Raw genomic sequence first — 10,828 nt, forward strand, 5'->3', positions numbered from 1 at the left:
GTTTCCCCATGACCTGGTTGATTACTGGCGGCGCCGGATTCATCGGCTCCCACGTGGTGAAGGCGATGGCCGAGGGCGGCGAGCGGATCGTCGTCCTCGACGACCTGAGCACCGGCCGTCCCGAGCGGCTTCCCGAGGGCGTCCCCCTGGAGGTCGGCACCGTCCTCGACCGTGAGGTCGTCGACCGCGTCCTGCGAGAGCACGCCGTCACCGGCATCGTGCACATCGCGGGCAAGAAGCAGGTCGCCGAGTCGGTCGCCGAGCCGCTGCACTACTACCACGAGAACGTCGAGGGCCTCCGCACGCTCCTGGAGGGCGCCGTGGGGGCCGGTGTCACCCGCTTCCTGTTCTCCTCCTCCGCCGCCGTGTACGGCATGCCCGACGTGGACCTCGTCACCGAGGCCACCCCCTGCGCGCCCATCAACCCGTACGGCGAGACCAAGCTCGCCGGCGAGTGGCTGGTCACGGCGACGGGGCGGACGCACGGCATGGCGACCGCCTCGCTGCGGTACTTCAACGTGGCCGGCGCCGCCACCCCCGAACTGGGCGACGACGGCGTCTTCAACCTCGTACCGATGGTCTTCGAACGCCTGACGGCCGGTGAGCGGCCGCTGGTCTTCGGCGACGACTACCCGACGCCCGACGGCACCTGCATCCGCGACTACATCCACGTCGAGGACATCGCCTCCGCGCACGTCGCCGCCGCCCGCCGGCTGGCCGCCGACCCGGGCGCCTCGCTGGTCCTGAACATCGGGCGCGGCGAGGGCGTCTCCGTCACGGAGATGGTCGGCATCATCCAGGACGTCACCGGCCGCACCGACGTCGAGCCGCTCGTCACCGACCGCCGCCCCGGCGACCCCGCCCGGGTGGTGGCCTCCGCCGACCGCATCGCCGAGGAACTCGGCTGGAGCGCGCGGTACGGGGTGCGCGAGATGGTCGAGTCCGCGTGGGCGGGCTGGCAGCTGCGCCACCCCTGACCGCGGCAGGCACGCAGAAGGGCCCCGGGATCGCTCCCGGGGCCCTTTCCCGTGCGGTCTAGCCCTCGCCGAGGAACAGCTTGTCGAAGGCCTTGCTGACGATCGGCCAGTCCCACGTCGACAGCGCGTACTCGGACGCCAGCTTCCCGGCGTTCTGCCACGCCTCCTCGGTCGCCGTGGTCTCCAGGATCCGCTTCGCGGCCTCCTCCGTGGAGCCGACGACCCAGCCCTCCGGGTACAGCGTCCGGGCGCTGTTGGGCTTGCCCGCGTAGAACGGCCAGTCACGGGCGACGGGGACGGCGGCGCTCGCCGCGCCCTCCATCAGGCCCACGTGGCAGCCCTCGCGCACCGACGACGACAGGATCACACCGATGTCGGCGAGCGCCGACGGCACGTCGTCGGTCGGGCCGAGCTTCAGCACGACGCCCTCCTCGATGAGAGGAGCGATCTCCTTGTCGAACTGACGCCGGTAGTCCCGGGTCGCCCGGCTGGTCTTCGGGTTCATGTCGCCGCCCACCAGCAGCAGCCGGTAGCGGTCGTCCTTCTCCCGCAGCCGCCGCAGCACGTCCACGGCCCACATCGGGTCCTTGGCGACCTGGCTGATGCCCACCAGGCCCAGGTTGAAGCGGGCGTCGGCCGACTTCGGGCGGGCGAAGCCCGACAGGTCCATGGCGTTGTCGACGAGGTGCGCGCGCGGCGCGGAGTCCCCGCGCAGCATCGGCACCAGCGACTCCACGAGGTCCTTCACGTGCGGGGCGACGTAGATCAGGTCGTCGATCCGCGAGAAGTCCGTCATGTGCGGCCAGCGCGTGAACGCCTCGTAGCTGTGCAGGCGCACGACGATCCGGGTGTCGCCCGGGTCGATCGTCGTCAGCATCGCCGCCGGGCCCACCGACCAGTCCAGGAAGACGGTGTCCGCCCAGTCCAGGTACGGCCGCATCAGCCGCTCGACCTCTTCCTGGTAGGTGCTGGTGCCGCCGGCGAGGCGGTCCTCCAGCACCCGGCGGCCCGCCCACGCGATCCGCTTGAGCGCCTTCTGCGCCGCCAGGTCCAGGTACCGCAGCTCCACGCCCTGGTGGTTGCCGTACCGGTCCAGGATGTGGTGCAGGAAGTTGTCGTTGGCGCTGGTGGTGACCAGCAGCCGCAGCGGACGGTCCGTGGGCGCCGGGGCCGCCGGGGTCTTCCGCCCCTGCGGGCGCTTCATCACGTCCATGACCTTGGAGCGGTACAGCGGCGCGACGAAGCCCTCCGCGTCCTTGGCCAGCGGCGACGACAGCTGGTCGATGTGCAGCACCCGGTGGAAGCCCAGGAACAGCGCGCGGTCCAGCGCGAAGGACGCCTTCTCGTGGTCGCCCGCGGCGAACTGCGCGTCGGCGTGGGCGAGCTGGGCGGCGACCGCCTTGTCGAGGTCGCGCGGGTTGAGGCCCTTGCCCAGCTCCTTCATCACCGCCTCGTCCAGCAGCTGCGCCTTCAGCCCCAGGTCGGTCAGCTTCGACGCGGCGGCGGCGAGCGCCAGGGCGGCACCGCTGGTGCGGCCCGCCCACTGCATGCCCTCGGCCACGTAACGGGAGGTCGCGATGCGCACCTTGGGCGGCACACCGGGCGCGGTGACGGCCGTGCGCCACATGCGGGCGCCCACCGTGGAGCGCATCACGGGGCGCGCGGTGGCGTGCCGCATGACCGTGGCGGGCAGCCCGTCCACGGAGCGGCGGACGTTCTGCTTGACGACGTCCAGCGGCGGCAGGACGCCCCGGCTGCCGGTGGGGCCCTTCGCCTTGACCCGGTCGACGGCCTTGAGGGCCGGCGCCAGACCGAAGTGGGCCTCCTCGACGCGGTAGTACTGCGCCAGGCGCCACACCGTGTAGACGGCGCCCGCGTCGAGCGCCACCAGGACGTCGGCCTTGCGGGCCAGCCGGCGCAGCACGCTGTCGCGCTCCGCCTGCATCCACACCTTCATGCCGCCCGGCGCCATCCGGGCCTTGCGGCGCAGCGCGGTGCTGCGGAAGTTGAGGTTGCGGGGGAGCTGGTGGGTGCCGTCCAGCTCCATGGCGGCGAGTTCCTCGGCGACCGGGTCGAGGGGGAACGTGCCGGCGAGGTACGTCGTGGCCCCGGCGGCGCGGAACTTGCGCACCGAGTCGGCGAACACGCCGAGCTGGGGCCGGACGCTGGCGATGAACAGGACGTTGGTCACAGGGACGGCCCTCCGGCGACGATCTGGTTCCCGGCGAGGGCGGTGTCCGCGGTGTCCGACCGCCGGGCTCCGAGGGCGGTGTGGTCGTCGATCAGCTGCTTCACGGCCGCGGTCATCAGCGCCTCGCGGGTGAACTGGTCGGCGTGCGCCATGGCTTCGGCGTGCACCTCGTCGCTGGTCTCCACCGCCATGTGCGCGGCCTTGACGAACGACTCGGTCAGACCCTCCTCGTCGATGCCGACGGCACCCGTCCACAGCGGGTGGCCGCGCAGCACGTTGGAGGCGTCGTGCTCGACGACGTGCGCCGACACGATCGGCAGGCCGGTCGCCATGTACTCGTACACCTTGCCGGAGGTGACGTAGCGGCCGCCGATGAGGATGAGGACCATCGCGTCCCAGCGGGCGTAGATGGACGCCACCTCGGCCTTGGCGGCGGGGCCGCCGAAGCGGACGCCGTCGACCTCGGCCTGCTTGAGGACCTCGGCGTGCCGGTTGGCCTCACGGCCGGAGCCGTTGCCGATGTGGCCGCGCACCTCGAAGGTGGCGTTGGCCAGCAGCGGCTCCTTCTCGCGGGCGGCGCGCCAGGCGTTCAGCACCGTCTCCAGGTGCGGGACCGTGAAGTTGACGGTGCCGAGGTAGCCGAAGGCCAGGCCCGCCTCGGGGTTGGCGCGGTGCGCCTTGCCGGGGGAGCTGTCGGCGTCGTAGCCGTTGCGCACGACGTGGACGCGGTCGGCGAAGTCCGGGTAGCGGGTGCGGTAGTGCTCCGCGATCGGGTCGTTGACGACCCACAGGGAGAGCGCGTTGTCGAGGATCTTCTGCTCCCAGACCCCCTCGGCGGAGTCGCGGGAGAACGCCTCGACGCCGTCGATGACGTCGATGGACCAGCCGTCGCGGAAGTCCACGGCGTACGGGACCTTCGCCTCCTCCCACAGCTTCCACGCGGCGGCGAGGTTGACGTAGGGGACGCAGCTGGCGAGCAGCAGGTCGGCCGGGTGCTCGCCGTGGATGCGCAGGACGGCCTTCTCCAGGTCCTCCCGCCACTCACCGAAGTTGGGCTCGGGGAACGGCTCCATCTGGCGCCGGCGCAGCCGGGTGACCCACCCGTTCGGGTTGAGCGCGCGGTCCTCGCTGTACAGACGGATGTCCGTCTCCAGGTCCTCGCGCACCAACGGCAGTTCGACGATCCTGATCTTCGGGTCGACCTGTTCCAGCAGGGTGAGGTCGACGCCGGAGTCCCTTTCCCACGACTCCTGCGCGATGGTGACGACGGTGACGTCCCAGCCCTGGTTGATGAACTGGTTCGCGGTCTCGCGCATGCGGTACGCGCAGCTCTTGGCCGCTGGCGGGAAACCGATGGCGAGGTAGATCACATGGGGCCGCTTGCCTGTCGCGGGCAGCCCGGACCTGGGAGACGCTGACATAACCGGTGACGCTAGCACGGTGACATGTACGGATAAGTTCCTCGTGAGAGGCCCTGTCCGGTCACGCGTGCCGGCTGCCTCCCTTCCACTCTTCCATGATCCGGACAACGTTCTGGGCGGCCCGTCCGTCGCCGTACGGGGTGCCGGGGTCGGCCGTGGGCACGGCGCGGGTCACCGTGGCGGCCCACTCGTCGGCGGACAGCGTGTGCGGGTCGGGAACAAGGACGTTCCAGCCCGTGTCGACGGTTTCCACCCACTCCGTCTCGGGACGGATGGTGGTGGTGATGCGCTCCAGCAGGAACGCTTCCTTCTGCAGGCCGCCGGAGTCGGTGACCACACCGGCCGAGGCCAGGACGGCGGCGACCAGGCCCGCGTACGGCAGGGGCCGGCCGACGTGCACCGAGCCGGTGTTGAGCTCGATGCCGTGCTCCGCGGCGCGGGCCACCAGGCGCGGGTGGGCGAGCAGCGCGACGGGCACCGGCAGGCCGGCCAGCGAGTCGACGATGGCGCGCAGGCGCTCCGGGTCGTCGGTGTTGTCGGGCCGGTGCAGCGTGGCGAGCAGGAACGGCTCGGAGGGGTCGATGCCCTCGGGCAGCACGGGCGCGGGGTGCTTGCCGGCCAGGACGTCGTCCCGGATCTTCAGGCAGATGTCGACCATCACGTCGCCGGCCAGCACGGCCCGGTCCTTCAGGCCCTCGTCGGCGAGGTGGCGCATGGCCTCCTCGGTCGGGGCGAGCAGGACGTCGGCGCAGTGGTCGGTCAGGACGCGGTTGTGCTCCTCCGGCATGCGCCGGTTGAAGGAGCGCAGGCCCGCCTCGAGGTGGGCGACCGGCAGGTGCATCTTCACGGCCGAGAGGGCGCCGGCGATGGTGGAGTTGGTGTCGCCGTAGACCAGGACCCAGTCCGGCTTCTCGCGCTCCAGGACCGGGTCGAGGGCGGAGAGCACGGCCCCGGTCTGGACGCCGTGGCTGCCGGAGCCGACGCCCAGGTGGACGTCCGGGTCAGGGATGCCGAGGCCGTCGAAGAAGACGTCGGAGAGGTCGGCGTCGTAGTGCTGCCCGGTGTGCACGATGAAGTGCTCGTGCTCGGTCCCGGCGAACGCGGCCGCGATCGGAGCGAGCTTCACCAATTGGGGACGTGCGCCGACGATGCTGATGACTTTCACTGAGCACTCTTCTTCTACTGGGACAGGTCGATGAGGGAGGCGTGCCGTGCCATCGTAGGCAATGGCCGGGATGACCAGCCCCGCGGCCGGAGCAAGGGCCGGAAACCGGACGTCCGACGACCATGGTCAGAAGGCGCGTGGGCCCCGGTGACGGGGCGGGATAACGATTCCATGAACAGTTGACGGCGGGGTTCCGCGGCGGTCTCAGGGCCGTACGGAGCGGGGCCCGAGGCACTCGGCGCCGTGCTCCGCCACCCGCCGGCGCAGCTCGCGGTCGGCGGTCACCACCACGCAGGGGCGCCCCGCCGCGGCCGCCCCGGCGGCGAGCTCCACGATCCGGTCGTCGCCGCTGCCCGGCGCCTCCTCGACCCGCACGCCCGGCACCGGCTCCACCCCCCTGGCCCGGCCCTCGACCACGAGCACCACGTCCAGCGGCCCGGGGAGCCCGGCCACCCCTCCGGCGGCCCCGGCGGCGAGCCGGTCGCGCAGCCGCTCGGCGGCTCCGCGGCGGTCCCGCCACCAGCCGTCCGGCACCGATCCGACGACGTTCGCGGCGTCCACGACGAGGAGAGTGAGCACGGTACGAGGGTCCCACGCGGGGGCCGCCGGAGGCCCCCCGCGGAGGGCGGTCGCGGGCGCGCCGGAATGCTATCGTCGCGCAAGCTCGGGGGAGCTGCGCGTGAACTGTTCCAACTGGTCAGGGGAAGGTCGGCGGTGAGCCATGACGGTGTGGTCCGCGCGGAGGTCCAGGCGTACCGAGGACGTCCCGTCGCGCCGTAGCGCCGCATCCGGCGCCACCCCCCTCCCCGACGCCTCCCTCCCCGCCACCACCGACTGGCTGGTGCGCGGCAAGGACGGCCGTCTCACCGCGTACGCCCCCGTCGAGGGCGCCGTGCTGCGCTGGACCGAGCAGCACCCCGGCGGACCCGGCTGGACCGGCCCCGAGACCATCCCGGCACCCGGGATCGACCCGCACCTGTCCATAGCCCAGGGCCCCGACGGCTACGTCCACCTGGTGGCGCTGCGCCGCACGCGCCTCGCGGACGGCACCCCCGCCACCGACGTCGTCTTCGCGCTCCAGTACCAGTCCGGGCTGGCCGTGCGCGACTGGGCGGTGGTGGGCAACCCGTACCCGAACGACCCGGAGCTGGCCGGGCGGATCGGCCCGCCCGCGGCGGTCGTCGACTCCGAGGGCTCGCTGCACGTCTTCGTGCGCAACGTGGGCGGCGGGATCTGCGGGCGCGCCTCGGTGCCGTCGGGCAAGTGGAACAAGTGGGCCGACCTCAAGGGCAGCGGGATCACCGGCCCCATCCGGGCGTCGATCACCTCCGAGGGCCTGATGGAACTGGTGGCGCCCACCGAGGACCACGTCCTGCGCTGGACGCAGGAGACCAAGGGCGTGAAGTTCGTGCGGGCCGAGGACGTGCCCGCCCGCGCCGAGGCGGGCTCCCTGTCCTCCGAGCGCACCGGCCCCGGCCGCCTCACCCACTACTGGCACGACGCCAAGGACGGCACGGTCCGCGCCTGGCGCCCCTCCGACAAGGCCCCGTCGGCCCTCGGCTCCGGTGCGGGCACCGGCCCGGTCGCCCTCCTCCGCACCGCGGTCGACGGGCACGACTGCACGATCATGGCCCGCCGGGACGCCGCCACCGGCCGCCCCGCCCTCGCCGCCTACCCGACGGAGGACGAGGCGCTGGGCGCCACCTGGACGCTCACCGGGGAACCGTGCGTGGGCGCCCCCGCGCTGGCGGTCGACGGTCGCGGCCGGGTCGTGATGGCCGCCTTCGGCACGGACGGCACGCTGCGTGTGGCGCGGCAGAAGCCGGAGCCGGGGCTGGCCCTGGAGGCCTGGCAGCGGGTCTGAGGCGGGCGCGGCGGAACGTGAGCGGAACGCGAAGGCCCCGGGGGAGCGCTCCGGGGGGTGACAGGGAAGGGCCCCGGGGGAGCGCCCCGGGGCCCTTCGCCGTCCGTCCGTTGCCGTCAGGCGGCGCGCTCGGTCAGGGTGCCGTCCTTCTCGTCGTACAGTGCGCCGGTCTTCGGGCACTCGAAGACGCCCGGCTCGCCGTCCCGCTCCACCAGCTTGACGCCGGCCCGGCCGACCCAGCCGATCCGCCGCGCCGGGACGCCCACGACCAACGCGAAGTCCGGGACGTCCTTGGTGACGACCGCGCCCGCGGCGACCATCGCCCAGCGGCCGATCTCCAGCGGCGCCACGCACACCGAGCGGGCGCCGATGGAGGCGCCGTCGGCGATCCGCACGCCCACGGCCTCCCAGTCGCCGCCGCGCTTCTGCTTGAAGTCGGGGTCGACGGAGCGCGGGTTGTGGTCGTTGGTGAGGACGACGGCGGGACCGATGAAGACACCGTCGCCGAGCTCGGCCGGCTCGTACACCAGGGCGTAGTTCTGCAGCTTGCAGTTGTCGCCCATGCGCACGCCGGTGCCGACGTACGCGCCGCGGCCGATCACGCAGCCCTCGCCGAGCTTCGCTCCCTCGCGGATCTGAGCGAGTTCCCACACACTGCTCCCGGCGCCGATCTCGGCGTTGTCGGCGACCTGTGCGGTGGGCTGGACCCTGTAATTCACTGTGCTCTGCCTTCCGGCTCCCGGGATGCGTCTTCGCCCGGCGAGCATACGGCCACCGCGCCCGCGCACCGCCGGGGCGGGCACCGCCCGGCCGGTTTGACCCGCCGGAGCGCGGCCCGTAACCTTGACCGTCGGCGTGTTTCCATGCGCGCCAACTCCTGAGCACCTCCCTTCCGGCCGGACTCGGTCCGTGGTTGGAAGAGGCCGCTCGTCCCCACCCGGACAGTCACGGACCCGCCGGTCCGTGCGGGCGGCTGGCATCAGGGGTTCCCGTTCGAGCGAGAGAGAGATCCGCGTGTACGCCATCGTGCGCAGCGGTGGTCGCCAGCACAAGGTTGCTGTCGGCGACATCGTTGAGGTTGACAAGATTTCCACTGCCAAGGTTGGCGACACGGTCGAGCTCTCGACCCTGCTCGTTGTCGACGGCGACGCTGTGACCAGCGACCCGTGGGTGCTGGCCGGCATCAAGGTCCAGGCCGAGGTCGTGGACCACCACAAGGGCGCCAAGATCGACATCCTGCGCTACAAGAACAAGACCGGCTACCGCCGTCGTCAGGGCCACCGCCAGCAGTACACGGCGATCAAGGTCACGGCGATCCCCACGGCTGCGAAGTAAGGGACTGAGGAGACATGGCACACAAGAAGGGCGCATCGTCCACCCGGAACGGTCGCGACTCCAACGCTCAGCGGCTCGGCGTGAAGCGCTTCGGCGGTCAGGTCGTCAACGCCGGTGAGATCCTGGTCCGCCAGCGTGGCACCCACTTCCACCCCGGCACGGGCGTCGGTCGTGGTGGCGACGACACGCTGTTCGCGCTGCAGGCCGGTTCGGTGCAGTTCGGCACCTTCCGTGGCCGCAAGGTCGTGAACATCGTTCCGACCGCTGCCTGATCGGGCTGCTCGGTTCCTTTGCGAGGGCGGACCTCACTTCCCGTACGTGTGCGGGAAGCGGGTCCGCCTTTCGCGTGTTAACACGTAGACATTTCCGTACGTAACTGTCGTAACTGGAGGCACAGAACATGACCACCTTCGTGGACCGCGTCGAGCTGCATGTCGCCGCGGGTAACGGAGGCCACGGCTGTGCCTCCGTCCACCGTGAGAAGTTCAAGCCGCTCGGCGGCCCCGACGGGGGCAACGGCGGCCGGGGCGGCGACGTGATCCTGGTCGTCGACCAGTCGGTCACCACGCTCCTGGACTACCACCACTCGCCCCACCGCAAGGCCACCAACGGCAAGCCCGGCGAGGGCGGCAACCGGTCCGGCAAGGACGGCCAGGACCTGATCCTGCCGGTGCCGGACGGCACGGTCGTCCTCGACGGGAAGGGCAACGTGCTGGCCGACCTGGTCGGGCACGGCACCTCCTACGTCGCCGCCGAGGGCGGCCGCGGCGGTCTGGGCAACGCGGCGCTGGCCTCGGCCCGCCGCAAGGCGCCCGGCTTCGCCCTGCTGGGCGAGCCGGGGCGGTCCGGCGACATCGTCCTGGAGCTGAAGACCGTCGCGGACGTGGCCCTGGTGGGCTACCCCAGCGCCGGCAAGTCCTCACTGATCTCCGTCCTCTCCGCCGCCAAGCCGAAGATCGCGGACTACCCCTTCACGACCCTGGTCCCGAACCTGGGCGTCGTCACCGCCGGCTCGACCGTCTACACCATCGCGGACGTCCCCGGCCTCATCCCGGGCGCCAGCCAGGGCCGTGGCCTGGGCCTGGAGTTCCTGCGGCACGTCGAGCGCTGCTCGGTGCTCGTCCACGTCCTGGACACGGCCACGCTGGAGTCCGACCGCGACCCGGTCACCGACCTGGACGTCATCGAGGAGGAGCTGAGCCAGTACGGCGGCCTCGACGACCGTCCCCGGATCGTCGTCCTCAACAAGATCGACATCCCGGACGGCAAGGACCTCGCGGACATGATCCGCCCGGACCTGGAGGCGCGCGGCTACCGCGTCTTCGAGGTGTCGGCCGTCGCCCACATGGGCCTCAAGGAGCTGTCCTTCGCGCTGGCCGAGATCGTCGCCCAGGCGCGCGCGGCCAAGCCGAAGGAGGAGGCGACCCGGATCGTCATCCGCCCGAAGGCCGTCGACGACGCGGGCTTCACGGTCACGCTGGAGGAGGACGGCCTGTACCGGGTGCGCGGCGAGAAGCCGGAGCGCTGGGTGCGCCAGACCGACTTCAACAACGACGAGGCCGTCGGCTACCTGGCGGACCGCCTCAACCGCCTCGGTGTCGAGGACCAGCTGATGAAGGCCGGGGCCCGCGCGGGCGACGGCGTCGCGATCGGCCCCGAGGAGGACGCGGTCGTCTTCGACTGGGAGCCCACGATGATGGCCGGCGCGGAGATGCTCGGCCGCCGTGGCGAGGACCACCGCATGGAGGCCCCGCGTCCGGCCGCGCAGCGCCGCAAGGACCGCCAGGCGGAGCGGGACGAGGCGGACCGCGAGTTCGACGGCTTCGACCCCTTCTGATCCTCAGCTCAGCGCCGTACCCCGGCGACGCGCCCCCG

10 protein-coding genes are annotated in these 10,828 nt (G+C 72.1%); 5 read left to right on the forward strand and 5 right to left on the reverse strand.

Annotation, left to right across the window (positions count from 1 at the left end):
• Positions 1–8: 8 nt before the first annotated feature.
• Positions 9–977 (forward strand): UDP-glucose 4-epimerase GalE, encoded by a 969-nt coding sequence (gene galE, locus A4V12_RS13475; protein WP_064069536.1) that lies wholly within the window; start codon positions 9–11, stop codon positions 975–977.
• 58 nt (positions 978–1,035) lie between these two features.
• Here galE and A4V12_RS13480 read toward each other — a convergent pair whose 3' ends face one another.
• The 4 genes from A4V12_RS13480 to A4V12_RS13495 all read right to left on the reverse strand — a co-directional run bounded on the left by A4V12_RS13480 (position 1,036) and on the right by A4V12_RS13495 (position 6,333).
• Complete coding sequence (locus tag A4V12_RS13480; RefSeq protein ID WP_064069537.1) at positions 1,036–3,168, reverse strand: glycosyltransferase family 1 protein; 2,133 nt, start codon at positions 3,166–3,168, stop codon at positions 1,036–1,038.
• Positions 3,165–4,538, reverse strand: a complete 1,374-nt coding sequence (locus A4V12_RS13485) for a glycosyltransferase (RefSeq protein WP_079137020.1) — start codon at positions 4,536–4,538, stop codon at positions 3,165–3,167. Before A4V12_RS13485 ends, A4V12_RS13480 begins: the two co-directional genes overlap by 4 nt.
• A 112-nt stretch (positions 4,539–4,650) precedes the next feature.
• A complete protein-coding gene (wecB, locus tag A4V12_RS13490) occupies positions 4,651–5,754 on the reverse strand; it encodes a non-hydrolyzing UDP-N-acetylglucosamine 2-epimerase (protein WP_064069538.1) in 1,104 nt (367 codons plus the stop codon).
• Between the two features lie 204 nt (positions 5,755–5,958).
• Positions 5,959–6,333, reverse strand: coding sequence for a hypothetical protein (locus tag A4V12_RS13495; protein ID WP_064069539.1), 375 nt, complete (start codon positions 6,331–6,333; stop codon positions 5,959–5,961).
• Positions 6,334–6,475: 142 nt separating this feature from the next.
• On the opposite strand from A4V12_RS13495, the gene A4V12_RS13500 reads away from it, so the two are divergent.
• The gene (locus A4V12_RS13500; RefSeq protein WP_064069540.1) at positions 6,476–7,618 is read left to right on the forward strand and encodes a hypothetical protein; all 1,143 of its coding nucleotides are present in this window, start codon (positions 6,476–6,478) and stop codon (positions 7,616–7,618) included.
• A 116-nt stretch (positions 7,619–7,734) separates the two neighbouring features.
• Here the strand turns inward: A4V12_RS13500 and A4V12_RS13505 are convergent, their stop codons facing one another.
• Complete coding sequence (locus tag A4V12_RS13505) at positions 7,735–8,337, reverse strand: acyltransferase (RefSeq protein ID WP_064069541.1); 603 nt, start codon at positions 8,335–8,337, stop codon at positions 7,735–7,737.
• 295 nt (positions 8,338–8,632) lie between these two features.
• Here A4V12_RS13505 and rplU point away from each other — a divergent pair, with 295 nt between their 5' ends.
• The 3 genes from rplU (at position 8,633) to obgE (ending at position 10,790) form a co-directional block, all read left to right on the forward strand.
• Complete coding sequence (rplU, locus tag A4V12_RS13510; protein ID WP_017944922.1) at positions 8,633–8,953, forward strand: 50S ribosomal protein L21; 321 nt, start codon at positions 8,633–8,635, stop codon at positions 8,951–8,953.
• 14 nt (positions 8,954–8,967) lie between these two features.
• Positions 8,968–9,225 (forward strand): 50S ribosomal protein L27, encoded by a 258-nt coding sequence (rpmA, locus tag A4V12_RS13515; RefSeq protein ID WP_064069542.1) that lies wholly within the window; start codon positions 8,968–8,970, stop codon positions 9,223–9,225.
• 128 nt (positions 9,226–9,353) lie between these two features.
• Positions 9,354–10,790 carry a GTPase ObgE gene (gene obgE / locus A4V12_RS13520; RefSeq protein WP_064069543.1) on the forward strand — a complete coding sequence of 479 codons (1,437 nt, stop codon included), beginning with the start codon at positions 9,354–9,356 and terminating at the stop codon, positions 10,788–10,790.
• Positions 10,791–10,828: the final 38 nt, after the last annotated feature.

It is taken from the genome of Streptomyces noursei, assembly GCF_001646665.1.
In the GTDB taxonomy this organism is placed as follows: Bacteria; Actinomycetota; Actinomycetes; order Streptomycetales; family Streptomycetaceae; genus Streptomyces; species Streptomyces lavendulocolor.

Excerpts from the sequence above, each read along its gene's own strand:
- rpmA (WP_064069542.1), top strand. The coding sequence starts at position 8,968 with ATGGCACACAAGAAGGGCGCATCGTCCACCCGGAACGGTCGCGACTCC.
- obgE (WP_064069543.1), top strand. The coding sequence starts at position 9,354 with ATGACCACCTTCGTGGACCGCGTCGAGCTGCATGTCGCCGCGGGTAAC.
- galE (WP_064069536.1), top strand. The coding sequence starts at position 9 with ATGACCTGGTTGATTACTGGCGGCGCCGGATTCATCGGCTCCCACGTG.
- A4V12_RS13500 (WP_064069540.1), top strand. The coding sequence starts at position 6,476 with ATGACGGTGTGGTCCGCGCGGAGGTCCAGGCGTACCGAGGACGTCCCG.